This window comes from Streptomyces sp. NPDC088732, assembly GCF_044751205.1.
Taxonomy (GTDB): Bacteria; Actinomycetota; Actinomycetes; order Streptomycetales; family Streptomycetaceae; genus Actinacidiphila.
Genome location: NZ_JBIVLI010000015.1, coordinates 111,412 through 125,290, shown reverse-complemented (window position 1 = coordinate 125,290; position 13,879 = coordinate 111,412). Strand labels below are relative to the sequence as shown.

At 73.1% G+C, this 13,879-nt stretch carries 13 protein-coding genes and 2 pseudogenes; 12 read left to right on the top strand and 3 right to left on the bottom strand.

The window, feature by feature from the left end; genetic code table 11:
* Positions 1-40: 40 nt before the first annotated feature.
* The 5 genes and pseudogenes from ACIP9H_RS24980 to ACIP9H_RS24960 form a co-directional block, all read left to right on the top strand.
* Positions 41-226: pseudogene (locus ACIP9H_RS24980) on the top strand (SAM-dependent methyltransferase); the annotation flags it as partial.
* Between the two features lie 143 nt (positions 227-369).
* Positions 370-1,614, top strand: coding sequence for an RNA-guided endonuclease InsQ/TnpB family protein (locus ACIP9H_RS24975; RefSeq protein ID WP_401960935.1), 1,245 nt, complete (start codon positions 370-372; stop codon positions 1,612-1,614).
* A 17-nt stretch (positions 1,615-1,631) separates the two neighbouring features.
* Positions 1,632-2,111: pseudogene (locus ACIP9H_RS24970) on the top strand (class I SAM-dependent methyltransferase); the annotation flags it as partial.
* A gap of 39 nt (positions 2,112-2,150) precedes the next feature.
* On the top strand, positions 2,151-2,711 hold the full coding sequence (locus tag ACIP9H_RS24965) for a TetR/AcrR family transcriptional regulator (protein ID WP_401960932.1): 561 nt from the start codon (positions 2,151-2,153) through the stop codon (positions 2,709-2,711).
* Between the two features lie 13 nt (positions 2,712-2,724).
* Positions 2,725-3,321 carry a DUF4865 family protein gene (locus tag ACIP9H_RS24960; protein WP_401960930.1) on the top strand — a complete coding sequence of 199 codons (597 nt, stop codon included), beginning with the start codon at positions 2,725-2,727 and terminating at the stop codon, positions 3,319-3,321.
* A 16-nt stretch (positions 3,322-3,337) separates the two neighbouring features.
* Here the strand turns inward: ACIP9H_RS24960 and ACIP9H_RS24955 are convergent, their stop codons facing one another.
* On the bottom strand, positions 3,338-3,709 hold the full coding sequence (locus ACIP9H_RS24955; protein ID WP_360913860.1) for a fic family toxin-antitoxin system, toxin component: 372 nt from the start codon (positions 3,707-3,709) through the stop codon (positions 3,338-3,340).
* The gene (locus tag ACIP9H_RS24950) at positions 3,706-3,933 is read right to left on the bottom strand and encodes a toxin-antitoxin system HicB family antitoxin (protein WP_319660692.1); all 228 of its coding nucleotides are present in this window, start codon (positions 3,931-3,933) and stop codon (positions 3,706-3,708) included. Before ACIP9H_RS24950 ends, ACIP9H_RS24955 begins: the two co-directional genes overlap by 4 nt.
* Positions 3,934-4,128: 195 nt before the next feature.
* Between ACIP9H_RS24950 and ACIP9H_RS24945 the strand changes: the two genes are divergently transcribed.
* The 6 genes from ACIP9H_RS24945 to ACIP9H_RS24920 all read left to right on the top strand — a co-directional run bounded on the left by ACIP9H_RS24945 (position 4,129) and on the right by ACIP9H_RS24920 (position 11,667).
* The gene (locus tag ACIP9H_RS24945; protein ID WP_401589770.1) at positions 4,129-4,878 is read left to right on the top strand and encodes an ABC transporter ATP-binding protein; all 750 of its coding nucleotides are present in this window, start codon (positions 4,129-4,131) and stop codon (positions 4,876-4,878) included.
* 9 nt (positions 4,879-4,887) lie between these two features.
* Positions 4,888-7,455 carry an ABC transporter permease gene (locus ACIP9H_RS24940; protein ID WP_401960927.1) on the top strand — a complete coding sequence of 856 codons (2,568 nt, stop codon included), beginning with the start codon at positions 4,888-4,890 and terminating at the stop codon, positions 7,453-7,455.
* A gap of 437 nt (positions 7,456-7,892) precedes the next feature.
* Positions 7,893-8,348: a GNAT family N-acetyltransferase gene (locus tag ACIP9H_RS24935; RefSeq protein ID WP_401960925.1), complete on the top strand. Its 456-nt coding sequence runs from the start codon at positions 7,893-7,895 to the stop codon at positions 8,346-8,348.
* A 97-nt stretch (positions 8,349-8,445) separates the two neighbouring features.
* Complete coding sequence (locus ACIP9H_RS24930) at positions 8,446-9,828, top strand: hemolysin family protein (RefSeq protein ID WP_401589778.1); 1,383 nt, start codon at positions 8,446-8,448, stop codon at positions 9,826-9,828.
* Complete coding sequence (locus ACIP9H_RS24925; protein WP_401589781.1) at positions 9,825-10,850, top strand: hemolysin family protein; 1,026 nt, start codon at positions 9,825-9,827, stop codon at positions 10,848-10,850. The genes ACIP9H_RS24930 and ACIP9H_RS24925 overlap by 4 nt, the downstream gene beginning before the upstream one ends.
* Positions 10,851-10,887: 37 nt before the next feature.
* On the top strand, positions 10,888-11,667 hold the full coding sequence (locus ACIP9H_RS24920; protein WP_401960922.1) for an SGNH/GDSL hydrolase family protein: 780 nt from the start codon (positions 10,888-10,890) through the stop codon (positions 11,665-11,667).
* A gap of 22 nt (positions 11,668-11,689) precedes the next feature.
* Here the strand turns inward: ACIP9H_RS24920 and ACIP9H_RS24915 are convergent, their stop codons facing one another.
* The gene (locus tag ACIP9H_RS24915) at positions 11,690-12,202 is read right to left on the bottom strand and encodes an NUDIX domain-containing protein (protein ID WP_401960919.1); all 513 of its coding nucleotides are present in this window, start codon (positions 12,200-12,202) and stop codon (positions 11,690-11,692) included.
* A gap of 151 nt (positions 12,203-12,353) precedes the next feature.
* Here ACIP9H_RS24915 and purB point away from each other — a divergent pair, with 151 nt between their 5' ends.
* Positions 12,354-13,841 (top strand): adenylosuccinate lyase, encoded by a 1,488-nt coding sequence (gene purB, locus ACIP9H_RS24910; protein WP_401589789.1) that lies wholly within the window; start codon positions 12,354-12,356, stop codon positions 13,839-13,841.
* Positions 13,842-13,879 lie beyond the last annotated feature (38 nt).

Below are 13,879 nucleotides of genomic sequence, written 5' to 3'. Positions count from 1 at the left end.
TCCGGAAGAGGGGGGCACGACGAGGCAAAGGGGACCTGCCATGCCCATCCGTTCCGGCGCGATGCACGAGCCCGTCCACCACCCGCTGTTCGCCCGCTTCTACGCCCGCTGCGCCCGGGGCGCCGAGACCCGTATGGGCCTGGCGGAGCTGCGGGGGGAACTGCTGGCCGGACTGTCCGGCCGGGTGATCGAGATCGGTGCCGGCCCGGGGCTGAACTTCCGTCACCTGTCTTCTCCCAGGAGGCCCCGGCCTTCAGGCCAGGGGGAAGGGGTGCATGGGTCGGAGCCGCGAAGCGGCGGAGTTGTTGGCGCATCTGTCCTGACCTGCACTCTCTTTCGTTGTCAGTGGGGACTGTTACGTTCCGTGGCATGACGACTGCGGAGGTAGCCGGGCGGGGGTTCGGACATGCCCGATACACCTTCCGGCTGCGCGTGTCGTCCACGGCGCGTGCCGGTCTGGAGGCGGAGTGGGCGCGGTGCCGGTGGGTGTGGAACGAGTGCGTGGCCGTGTCCCGCAAGATCCACGCCCTGAACCGGACCTCCACGCAGAAAACCACGTGCGGCCCGGCGCAGCTCGACAAAATGCTGACCGAGGCGAGAGGGTCGACAGCGTGGCTGCGGAACGGCAGTTCCGTTGCGCAGCAGCAGACGATCCGGGACTTCGCCAAGTCCCGCGCCAAGGCGTTGAAGGACATCACGGCGCGGCTTCCGATGCGACAGCGAGCCGGGATGCCCCGCATCAAGCGCAAGCGCCAGGCCGACCCGACGCTGAACTACACCACCCGCGGATTCCGGCTCAAGGACAGGCGCCTGCACCTTGCGGGCGGCATCGTGCTGACGGTGGTGTGGTCCCGCGACCTGCCCGCCGCCCCGACGTCGGTCCGCGTCCACCAGGACAGCCTCGGCCACTGGTACGCCAGTTTCGTCGTCGCCGTCCAGGTGCAGCCGCTGCCCGCCACGGGAGCGGTGATCGGTATCGACTGGGGGGTGCGCGAGACCGCGACCACGACCAGCGATCTCCACGACCTGCCCCACGCCCAGCACGGCAAGAGTGCCGCGGCGAAGCTCGCCCGCTATCAGAAGATGATGGCCCGGCGCCGCACCCCGAAGGGCGAGCCCGACAGCGGCGGTTACCGCAGGGCTCGCCGGGCCGCGGCAAAGGTGTCGAAGAAGATCGCGCGCCAACGGCAGGACACGGGTCGTAAGTGGGCCAAGCAGGTCGTCCGTGACCATGACGCGATTGCGGTCGAGGACTTCCGGCCGAAGTTCTTGGCGAAGTCCAGCATGGCCCGTAAGGCGGCGGACGCGGCGATCGGGGCCACGAAGGCGGCGCTGATCGAGATGGGCCGCAAGCACGGGCGGGACGTCCGACTCGTACATCCCGCGCACACCACCATGGACTGCGCATCGTGCGGAGCGAGAACCAAGCACGCACTTCCTCTTTCAGAACGTACCTACACCTGCACCCCGTGCGGAACCGTGTCCCCCAGGGACAAGAACTCCGCCCGCGTGATGCTGGTCCGGGCTGGTCTCAACCCGGCTGGTGCCGATCGTGTAAGAGCTGACGGACCGCTGGTCCCCAGCCCACGTGAGCCAGGAATCCCCGTCCCTTAGGACGGGGAGGATGTCAATATCCGCGCACGGTCGCGGAGGTCGTGGCCATCGAACCCGAACGGCATCTTCGCCGGCTCGCCGCCGATGAGGCACGGCGGGCGCAGGTGCCGGTGGATGTGGTGCCGGGTGTCGCGGAGGCCCTGCCGGTCAAGACCGAGGGTTTTGACGCGGCGGTCTCCTCGCTGGTGATGTGCTCCGTGCGGGACCATGCGCGGGCGCTCGGCGAGTTGCTGCGCGTCCTGCGGCCGGGCGGTGAACTGCGGCTGCTGGAGCACTGCCGCGCGACGGGCCGCGGGGCGGCGGCGGCGCAGTGGGCGGCGGACCACACGTTCTGGCCGCTGCTGTTCGGGGGCTGCCGGACGGGGCGCGACACTCCCGCGGCCGTGCGGGCGAGCGGCTTCGAACTGCTGGAGCTGCGCCGTTTGCGCATTCCGGAGCGCGGGCTGCCGGTGCCGAGCTCGCCGCACGTCCTGGCCACGGCACGCCGTCCGGGCTGATCTTGCCCGCTGTACCTACTGGTATGTACAGTCATCCGCGTGGACACCCCGGACCGGTTGATCGAGAGCACCCGCGAACTGCTGTGGGAACGCGGCTACGTCGGCACCAGTCCCAAGGCCATCCAGCAGCGCTCGGGTGTCGGCCAGGGCAGCATGTACCACCACTTCTCCGGAAAGCCCGACCTCGCGCTCGCCGCCGTGCGGCGCACCGCCGCGGAGATGCGGGCGCTGGTCGAGGAGCAACTGGGCGGGCCCGGCACGGCCGTCGAGCGGATCACCCGCTACCTGCGGCGCGAACGCGAGGTGCTGCGCGGCTGCCCCGTGGGAGGGCTCACCCAGGACCCGGAGATCGTCTCCAGCCCGCGGCTGCGCGCCCCGGTGGACGAGACCTTCGAGTGGCTGCGCGGCCGGATCGCCGACGTCCTCGCCGACGGCCAGGCGCACGGCGAACTCGCCCCCGGGCTCGACGCCGACGACATCGCCGCGACCGTGGTCGCCGTCCTCCAGGGCGGCTACGTGCTCGCCCGCGCGGCCGGCTCGGCGGCGCCCTTCGACCAGGCCGTCAGCGGAGTGCTGGCGCTGCTGTCCCACCACTCCTAGGGAGCCCCGCGCCGTGTACGCGATGCAGTACGAGATCACCCTGCCCGCCGACTACGACATGGGCATCATCCGGGACCGCGTGGCCGGTCGCGGCCGCCTCACCGACGCGTACGAGGGCCTGGGCTTCAAGGCCTACCTGGTGCGGGAGCGCGGCACCGACGGCTCGCCGGTCAACCAGTACGCGCCCTTCTACCTGTGGGGTGACACCGCCGGGATGAACCGCTTCCTGTGGGGCGGCGGCGGCTTCGGGGGCATCGTCGGCGACTTCGGCCGCCCCGGCGTGCACCACTGGACCGGCGCCGCGTTCCGGCCCGGCCCGGCGCACGGCTCCGCGCCCCGGGCGGCGAGCCGCCTGCGCGAGCGCCTGCCCGAGGGCGCCGACCCGCGCGAACCGGTGGCCCGTGCGCTGCGGCGCTGGGAGGAGCGCTGCACCGCCCCCGGTGTCCACGCGGCGCTGCTCGCGGTCGACCCCCGGCACTGGGAGATCGTCCAGCTCACCCTGTGGGAGGACGCGGTGGCGGGCGACGACCCGGACCGCTACGCGCTCCTGCACCTGTCTGCGCCGCACTGGCGGGACCTGCCCGTCGGCAGCCGGTGGCCGCGGGACTGACGCGCGCCGCCGCCGTTCAGGCGCTCCAGCCGCGCAGTACCTCGGCGATCTCCAGCACATCGGCGGTGCCGCTCTTGACCAGCCGGGCCAGTTCCCGCACTCGCTCCGGCGAGGTGACGACCTTCAGCCCGCTCGCGACCAGGTAGGCGTACGCCACGGCCGAGGCGAACATGACGTTGGACCGCTCCAGGGCGGGGACGTGCACCAGCAACTGCATGAGGGCCGCGGCGCACTCATGGGGGTCGCCGTACACGGGCACGCCGAATATCTCGGCCTCGTGCCGGCTGACCGCGGCGACGAGCGCGCCCCAGTCGGCGACCTGGGGGTCGCCGGGTGTGTTGTGCTCGGCGACCATGAGCAGCCAGGCGAGATCGATCCGCAGGGTCAACGGCGGCCTTCGTGCTCCGCGCCGAACTCCTCGGCGAAGACGGACTCGTACTGCTTCATGAAGTCGGCGGCCGCCTCGACGAAGGTCCGCCCGTTCTCGCCCGCGTCCTGCTGGACGAGTTCCTCGATGTAGCGGTTCACACTGATCCCCCGCTGCGCGGCCCGTTCCCGGGCGGTCGCGGCGGTGGTCTCGTCGACCCGCACGTTCAACTGGGTCTTGGCCATACCAACAGGCTAGCGCCGAGGTGCTAGCAGTGACAAGTGCCCCTTACACGGACGATCCGGAGCGCGACCGCCGGACGATGCACACGCGCCCGCGACGACCTACTCTCGCCCCATACGACAGCACGCACATCGGCATGATGGGGGACAAGCGTGTCGACACCGGCAACACCGCCGACAACCGGCACAGAGGACACCGTGACGGGCGCCGGGCCGGCCGCCCGGGCCGTGGCACTGACCAAGGCGTACGGAACGGGCGAGACCCGCGTGGTGGCACTGGACGCGGTGGACGTGGACATCCAGCGGGGCCGGTTCACCGCCGTCATGGGGCCGTCGGGCTCCGGAAAGTCCACGCTGATGCACTGCCTGGCGGGGCTGGACTCGGTCACCTCCGGGCAGGTGTGGATCGGCGGCACCGAGATCACGCGCCTGGGCGAACGGCAGCTGACGCGTCTGCGCCGGGACCAGGTCGGCTTCGTCTTCCAGGCCTTCAACCTGCTGCCGACGCTGACCGCCGCGGAGAACATCACGCTGCCCATGGACATCGCCGGCCGCAGGCCCGACCAGGAGTGGCTGGACCGCGTCATCGACACCCTGGGCCTGCGCGACCGGCTCCGGCACCGCCCGGCGCAGCTGTCCGGCGGACAGCAGCAGCGCGTCGCGTGCGCCCGCGCGCTCGCCTCCCGCCCGCAGCTGATCTTCGCCGACGAGCCCACCGGCAACCTTGACTCCCAGTCGGGCGCGGAGGTGCTGCGCTTCCTGCGGGAGGCCGTGGACCGGCTGGGCCAGACCGTGGTGATGGTGACCCACGACCCCACCGCGGCCGCCCACTCCGACCTGGTGCTCTTCCTCAACGACGGGCGCATCGTCGACGACCTGGCCCGGCCCTCGGCCGACGGCGTGCTGGAGCGGCTCAAGCGCTTCGACGCGCTGCGGAAGCAGGGCTAGGACCCTCCCGTGCTCCGGGCGACGCTCCGCAGCTTCCTGGCCCACAAGGGCCGGCTGCTGCTGTCCGCGCTCGCCGTCCTGCTGTCGGTGGCGTTCGTCACCGGCAGCATGATCTTCTCCGACACCGTCAACCGCACCTTCGACCGGCTCTTCGCCTCGACCGCGGCCGATGTGACGGTGGGTCCGCCCGAGGCGTTCGCCGAGAAACAGAACTACGCGTCGGGCCAGGTGGCCACCCTCCCCGCGTCGCTGCTGTCCAAGGTCAGGGCCGTGCCGGGCGTCGCCGACGCGCGCATCGACGTCACCGTCCAGAACATCACCGTCGTCGACGCGCGGAACCGCCCCGTCGGCCCGACGACCGGGGCGCCCACCCTGGCCACCAACTGGTCCGGCAATCCGCGCAGTCCGGTCCGGCTGACCAGCGGCCACGCGCCGCACGGCGACCGCGAGGCGCTGATCGACGCCGACACCGCGGCCAACCGCGGGCTGCGGATCGGGGACACCCTGCGCGTGCTCGCGCAGCCGGGCGCCTTCCCCGTACGGCTCGTCGGCATCGCCACGTTCACCACCACCAACCCGGGCGCGGCCCTGCTGTTCGTGGACACGCCCACCGCGCAGACCCGTCTGATCGGCCGGGCCGGAACCGCGACCTCGGTGGCCGCCGACTCCGCGCCCGGCGTGTCCGACGCGACGCTGAAGCGGCGGATCGCCACCGCTCTGGGCCCCGGCTGGACATACACGACGCAGGCCGAGCAGGCGAAGTCGGCCGCCGAGTCCCTGGCGACGTTCCTCGACGTGATCAAGTACGTGATGCTGGGCTTCGCCGGGATCGCGGTCCTCGTCGGCGTCTTCCTGATCGTCAACACCTTCTCCATGCTCGTCGCGCAGCGCACGCGCGAACTCGGGCTGCTGCGGGCGCTGGGCGCGGACCGGCGGCAGGTGCGGCGCTCGGTACTGGTGGAGGCGGCGCTCCTCGGCCTGGCGGGGTCCACCCTCGGACTGCTGTGCGGGGTCGGGCTGGCGTCCGGGCTGATCCGGCTGCTGGGGGCGTTCGGGATGAACGCCGGCGCCTCGCACATGGTGCTGCGCCCCCTGGTGCCCGCGGCGGCGTACGCGATCGGGCTGGTGGTGACGCTCGTCGCGGCCTATCTGCCGGCCCGCCGGGCCTCGCGGGTCTCCCCCATGGCCGCGCTGGCCGACGTCGAGGTCACCGACGGCGACCGGTCGCTGCGGGGGCGGGCGATCGCCGGCGGGCTCCTCGCCCTGCCGGCGGCGGCCGCACTCGCGGGCGCGGCCGCCGCCCGGACGATCGGTGCCGCCGCGTCCTTCCTCGGCCTGGGCATCGGGCTCTCGCTCATCGCCGCGGTGGTGGCGGGCCCGCTGCTCGTGCGCCCCGTCATCCGCGTGGTGGGCGGCGGGCTGCCGCGGTTGTTCGGGCCCGTGGGGCGGATGAGCCAGCGCAACGCGCTGCGCAATCCGCGGCGCACCGGCGCGACGGCCTCGGCGCTCATGATCGGGCTCGCGCTGGTGACCGGCATGTCGATGGCGGGGACCTCGATGGCCACCTCCTTCGACCGCGAGATCGACAAGGCGCTCGGCGCCGACTTCGTCGTCCAGGGCGACCACTTCGCGCCCTTCTCCCCCGCCGTCACCCAAGCGGTGCGCGCGGTGCCGGGCGCCGGCCAGGTCGTCCCGATGCGCTATGTGCCGCTCCTCGTCACCCTGCCCGGCGGCCGCACCGCCCGGCTCACCGGCGCCGCCATCGGCCCGGGCGCCGACGACGTGCTCCATCTCGACTACGCCCGCGGCGACACCGCCCGGGCACTGGCCCCGGACAGCGTCTCGCTCTCCCAGGAGTACGCGGCCCGGCACGGACTGCGGATCGGCAGCAGGCTGCCGGTGCGGTTCGCCGACGGGCGCAGGGCCACGTTCACCCTGAGGGCGCTGACCACCAGCCAGGGCACCGTGTTCGGCGACGACGCCACCTTGACCATGGGACTCGCCACCGCCGAGCGCCATCTGCCGCGCAGCCAGGACGCCGCCCTGTACGTCAACGCCGCGCCCGGCACGTCGAAACCGGCGCTCCGGGCCCAACTGGAGAAGGCGCTGACGCCCTATCCGCAGGTCGAGGTCCGCGACCAGGCGGACTACAAGAAGCTCGTCCGCACCCAGATCTCCGTGCTGCTCACCCTCGTCTACGCGCTGCTGGGGCTGGCGATCCTCATCGCGGTCCTCGGCGTCGTCAACACCCTCGCCCTGTCCGTGGTCGAGCGCACGCGCGAGATCGGGCTGCTGCGGGCCATCGGCCTGTCCCGCCTCCAGCTCCGGCGCATGATCCGCCTGGAGTCGGTGGTGATCGCCGTGTTCGGCGCGGTCCTGGGCCTCGGGCTCGGCCTGGTGTGGGGAGTGGTGACCCACGAGGTGCTGGCCCTGAAGGGCATCCGGGCGCTCACGGTCCCCTGGACGACCGTCGGCGCGGTCATGGCCGGCTCGGTGCTCGTCGGCCTGGTGGCCGCCCTGCTCCCGGCGCTGCGCGCCTCGCGGATGAACGTGCTGGCGGCCATCGCGCACGAGTGACGGCGTGCGCCGTGCGGTGTCCGGGGCGGGGCGTCGGACACCGCCCAGCAGGGCAGGCTCGGCACCTTCGCGCTCAACGCCGCCCGCCCTTCTGGACGAACGGCCGGAACCGGGCCTTGGCGCGGGCTGCGTACGCGAGGAGTTCGGCATCCGCGGGTGTCGTCGCGTTCACCGAGGCGCAGCCCGCTCCCGGCGCGGACGACGGCGCTCCGCACCTGCTGCCCGCCCCCGCGAGGGACGAACGGGTCGCCGCGGCGCACGTTCGAGGCCCCCGACCGGCAGATCGCCGTGCGGCTGACCGATCCGCAAGGAGCAGCGCCGCGCCGGGGCTTCCGGGAGCCCACGGCCGAGGACTTCGCCCGCGTGATCGCGGAACCGCGCCGGAACGGCACGTAAAACCCTCGACCGGCGCCGGGACGGCCTGCTTGGGTGGGGGCGTGAACGATCTGCGGATACGCGGCGCGGCACCTGCCGACGCCGAAAGGGTGCTGGCCTTCTGGAAGGACGCCGCGGAGGGCACCACCGTCAGCGACGACCTGGCCGGGGTGCGCGGGCTCATCGCGCGCGACCCCGAGGCACTGCTCCTCGCCGAACGCGACGGGGAACTCGTCGGCACCGTGATCGCCGGCTTCGACGGCTGGCGCTGCCACCTGTACCGCCTGGCCGTGCACCCGCAACGGCGCCGGCAGGGCGTCGCGACCGCGCTGCTGGCCGCGGCCGAGGCACGTTTCACCGCGTTCGGCGGCCGCCGCGGGGACGCGATGGTGCTGGTGCGCAACGAGCGGGCCCACCATGCCTGGCGGTCGGCGGGCTACCTGCCGAACGAGGAGTGGCGGCGCTGGACCAAGCCGCTGGTCGGCGTGCGCCCGCCCGGCCCGCCTGCCGCCGGGTAGCGCGCCCGGACCGCGCGGGCTCGCGCCGCCTCCCCCGACGGCAGCAAAATCGCGCGCGCCACCGTCCGCTGACCGATCATGGGGTCGAGGTGTCCCGATGACCGAAGTGCTCCTGCTGGCCGTCGCGCTGCTGCTCACCCTGGCGTGTGCGGTCTTCGTCGCCGCGGAGTTCTCGCTGACCACCGTCGAGCGCGCCGATCTGGAGCGCGCTGCGCGGGCCGGTGAGCGGGGCGCGTCCGCGGCGCTGCGTGCCGTGCGCACCCTGACGCTGCAGTTGTCCGGGGCCCAGCTCGGCATCACCGTCACGGGCCTGGTGATCGGCATGCTGGCCGAGGGCTCCATCGCGAAGCTGCTGGCCGGGCCCCTGCGTGCGCTCGGGATGCCGCGGTCGGCGGCGTCGTCGCTGGCGCTGGTCCTGGGCACGGCGGTCTCGACGGTCGTGCTGATGGTGGTCGGCGAACTGGTCCCGAAGAACTGGGCGATCTCCCGCCCGTTGCCGGTCGCCAGGGCCGTCGCCCCCGCGCAGCGGGCGTTCACCACCGCCTTCGGCCCGCTCATCCGGCACCTCAACAACTCGGCCAACCGCATCCTGCGGCGCCTGGGCATGGAGCCCGCGGAGGAGCTCGCGTCGGCCCGCAGCCCGGAGGAGCTGGTCGCGCTGGCCCGGCACTCGGCGCGGGCCGGGGCCCTGGAGGCCGACACCGCCGAACTGTTCGTCCGCACCCTGGGCCTGGCGGAGCTGACCGCCGAGAACGTCATGACCCCCCGCGTCCAGGTCGCCTCCCTGGACGAGCGCGCGAGCTGCCAGGACGTCGCCGACGCGACCCGGGCGACCGGCCTGTCCCGCTTCCCCGTGCACCGGGGCGGCTTGGACGACGTCATCGGCATCGTCCACATCAAGGACGTGCTGGCCGTGCCGGCCGAGCGCCGGCCGGGCCATCCGCTGACGCCGCTGCTGCGCGAGCCGCTGCTGGTGCCCGAGTCGCTGACCGTGGACCGGCTGCTGGACCGGCTCGCCGGGGACACGGGCATGGCGGTGGTCATCGACGAGTACGGGGGCACGGCCGGGGTCGTCACCCTGGAGGACATCGTCGAGGAGGTCGTCGGCGAGGTGCGGGACGAGCACGACCCGCAGGAGACGCCCGACCTCGCCTTCGTCCACCGGGACCGCACCGGCCGCCGGGTCTACGACGCCGACGGCGCCACGCGCACCGACCAGCTGGCCCGGATCGGCCTGCGGGCGCCCGAGGGTCCGTACGAGACGCTGGCCGGGCTGATCGCGGAGCGGCTCGGCCGGATCCCCGTCACCGGGGACGTCGCCGAGGCCGCCGGGTGGGTGCTGGAGGTCACCGACGACACCGGGCGCCGGGCCGCCCAGGTGCGGCTGATCTCCCCGCCGCCGGGCGAGGGCGCACCTGCCGGCGGGGATGCGGCGGCGCCGGGGGACGGGACCGGCGACGGCGCGGCGGGGGTGCGATGACCTTCCTGCAGATCCTCGTCGGCCTGCTGACGCTGGTGGTGAACGCGTTCTTCGTCGGCGCCGAGTTCGCCATGATCTCCGTGCGGCGCAGCCAGATCGAGCCCCGCGCGGAGGCCGGGGAACGCGGCGCGCGACACGTCCTGTGGGGACTCCAGCACCTGTCGCCGCTGCTGGCCGCCGCGCAGCTGGGCATCACGCTGTGCACCCTGGTGCTGGGCATCGTGGCCGAGCCCGCCATCGAACACCTGCTGTCCCCGCTGTTCCAGGCGCTGCACGTGCCGGAGAACGCGGTCCATGTCGCGTCGTTCGCGATCGCGCTGACGCTCGCCACGTACGCGCACATGCTGCTGGGCGAGATGGTGCCGAAGAACATCGCGCTCGCCGAGCCCGAGCGCACCGCGCTGGCGCTCGGGCCGCCGCTGGTGACGCTGGCACGGGCGCTGCGCCCGGTGATCTTCACGATCAACGCGTTCGCCAACGGGCTGCTGAAGCTGTTGCGGGTGGAGCCGAAGGACGAGGTCGCGGCCGTGTTCTCCGACGACGAGCTGGCCCGGATGGTCACCGATGCCGGGGCCGCGGGACTGCTGGACGAGCGGGCCGCGATCCGGCTGCAGGACGCCCTCGAACTGGGCCGCCGGCCGGTGGGCGAGGTCGTGGTGCCTGCCGACCGGGTGGTGGTGGCGCGCTCGGACATCAGCCCGGAGGGGCTGGAGCGGCTGAGTGCGCGCTCGGGGTTCTCCCGCTTCCCGGTCACCGAGGAGTCCGGCCGCGTCCTGGGCTACCTGCATGTCAAGGACGCCCTCGCCTGCGGTCCGGCCCGCCGCGACCTGCCGTTCCCGCGCGCCGCGATCCGGCGCATCACCCGCGTGGGCGCGGCGACGCCGCTGGACGACGTCCTGGCCGCGATGCGGGCCAGCGGCGCGCACCTGGCGGCGGTGGTCGACGACCAGGGGCGGGGCATGGGCCTGGTGACGATGGAGGACGTGCTCAAGCAGCTGATGGGGCACGCACCGGCCCCCTGAAGCAGCCTCGGAGCGGCCCGGTAGGATCACGGCCGCCATGGAGATGACCGCCACCCACACCAGCTTCGTCGCGCTCGGCGACTCCTTCACCGAAGGCATGTCGGACGCCCTGCCGAACGGCACCTACCGCGGCTGGGCCGACCTGCTCGCGGGCCGGCTCGCCGCCCACAGCCCCGACTTCCGCTACGCCAATCTGGCCGTGCGGGGCAAGCTCATCCAGCAGATCGTCGACGAGCAGGTCGAGACCGCGGCCTCGATGGGCGCGGACCTGGTGACGCTGGTCGGCGGTCTGAACGACGTGCTGCGGCCCAAGTGCGACGTCCCGCGGGTGTGCGCGCTGCTGGAGGAGGCCGTCGAGCGGCTGGCGCCGAGCTGCGGGCAGCTCGTCCTGATGCGCAGCCCCGCCCGCCGTGGCCCGGTCGCGGCGCGTTTCCAGCCGCGTATGGAGGAGCTGTTCGCCTTCATCGACCAGCTGGCCGCCCGGCACGGCGCCCTCGTCGTCGACCTGTACGGCGCGGACGTGCTGGGCGACCCCCGCCTGTGGGCGGACGACCGGCTGCACCTGGACGAGGAGGGCCACCGCCGGGTCGCCGAGGCGGTCTGGCAGACCCTCGGCCACACCCCGCGCTTCGACTGGACCGAGGCCCTGCCCGTCGGGATCAAGCCTCCCTGGACGGCCCGCCGGACGGCCGACCTGCGCTTCACCCGGCAGCACCTGGTGCCGTGGATCGGCCGCCGCCTCACCGGCCGCTCCTCCGGCGACGGCCTGGCCCCCAAGCGCGCGGAACTGCTCCCCCTCCCGTCCGCCGAGGCCTGAGCGGCGGCCCGGGGCGGGGCCCTCACCACTCCTCCGGGGGCACCGGCCGGTCCGCGGCGACGTACCGGCTCAGTACCTCTTGGCTGTCCGGAGTGAAGACCTGCCGTCGCATGAAGCCCGACAGTTCGCTCCTGGTCATCCAGTCGTGCCAAACGACCTCGTCCCCGTCGGGCCTGACCCGGCCGAGGACAACGGCCTCGTGGATCGCGAGCCAGTGAGGGCTCAGGCCGCCAAGGCTCAGGAACTTGACCACGAGGCGAACCGGCACCTGGACCCCCAGCTCCTCCCCCAGCTCGCGGGCTGCCGCAGCTTTGTACGACTCGCCCACGGCGACGGCACCGCCGACCGCGACCTCGTAGTGCCCCGGGAAGCGGGACACCTGCCCGGAACGCCGGTGGACGAGGAACCGTCCCTCTCGATCGCGACACATCGTCACGGCGATCCGGTGCAGCCAACCCCGGCGGACAGCCTCGGCGCGGCGCACCACAGCCACCACGAGATCGCGTTCATCGACCTGTTCGACCCACTCGTCCATGGGCCGACGATCGCAGCCCCCTCTGACACCACAGCGACGTCCGCCGCCTGATGTGCGAAGCCGACCCGTCTCGGAACACCGCACCGACCTCGCGCGGACGCACCACCAAGTCGACGGCTGAGCGTTTCTGACCTGGCCTTTCCACTCCCCCATGGGCGTGGGCGGCAACCATGGACGCCGGGTAAACTCTCGCTACGTGACTTCCAAGCCCCGCATCCCCGACGTCCTGGCCGGCCGCTACGCATCCGTGGAGCTCGCCACCCTGTGGTCCCCCGAGCAGAAGGTGGTGCTGGAGCGCCGTCTGTGGCTGGCGGTGCTGCGGGCGCAGAAGGACCTCGGGATCGAGGTGCCGGACGAGGCGATCGCGGACTACGAGCGGGTGCTGGAGCAGGTGGACCTCGCGTCCATCGCGGAGCGCGAGAAGGTCACGCGGCACGACGTCAAGGCCCGTATCGAGGAGTTCAACGCGCTCGCGGGCCACGAGCAGGTCCACAAGGGCATGACCTCGCGCGACCTCACGGAGAACGTCGAGCAGCTGCAGATCCGGCTGTCGCTGGAGCTCGTGCGCGACCGCAGCGTGGCCGTGCTCGCCCGCCTGGGCCGGCTGGCCGCCGAGTACGGCGAGCTGGTCATGGCCGGGCGCTCCCACAACGTCGCCGCCCAGGCCACCACGCTCGGCAAGCGGTTCGCGACCGCCGCCGACGAGCTGCTGGTCGCCTTCGCCCGCGTCGAGGACCTCCTCGGCCGCTATCCGCTGCGCGGCATCAAGGGCCCGGTCGGCACCGCGCAGGACATGCTGGACCTGCTGGGCGGCGGGGCCGAGGGCGAGGCCAGGCTCGCGGAGCTGGAGCGGCGGGTCGCACAGCACCTGGGCTTCTCGCGCGAGTTCACCTCGGTGGGCCAGGTCTACCCGCGCTCGCTGGACTACGACGCCGTCACCGCGCTGGTGCAGCTGGCCGCCGCGCCCTCGTCGCTGGCCAAGACGATCCGGCTGATGGCCGGCAACGAACTGGTCACCGAGGGCTTCCAGCCCGGCCAGGTCGGCTCCTCGGCCATGCCGCACAAGATGAACACCCGCTCCTGCGAGCGCGTCAACGGCCTGGCCGTCGTCCTGCGGGGCTACGCCTCGATGGTCGGCGAGCTGGCGGGCGACCAGTGGAACGAGGGCGACGTCTCCTGCTCGGTGGTGCGGCGTGTGGCGCTGCCGGACGCGTTCTTCGCGCTGGACGGCCTGATGGAGACCTTCCTGACGGTGCTCGACGAGTTCGGTGCCTTCCCGGCCGTCATCGCCCGCGAACTCGACCGCTACCTGCCGTTCCTGGCGACCACGAAGGTGCTCATGGCCTCCGTTCGCGCCGGGGTCGGCCGCGAGGTCGCGCACGAGGTCATCAAGGAGCACGCGGTGGCCTCCGCGCTCTCGATGCGCGAGAAGGGCGCCGACCGCAACGAGCTGCTGGACCGGCTCGCCGAGGACGAGCGCATCCCGCTGGACCGCGCGCAGCTCGACGCCCTCATGGCGGACCGGCTCTCCTTCACCGGCGCGGCGTCCGCGCAGGTCGCGGAGGTCGTCCGGCGCGTCGAGGAGGTCACGTCGCGGCATCCGCTGGCGGCCTCGTACCGGCCCGGGGCCATCCTCTGACGACCGGCAGGCCCACGCAGGACGAGCTGGAGGCCGCC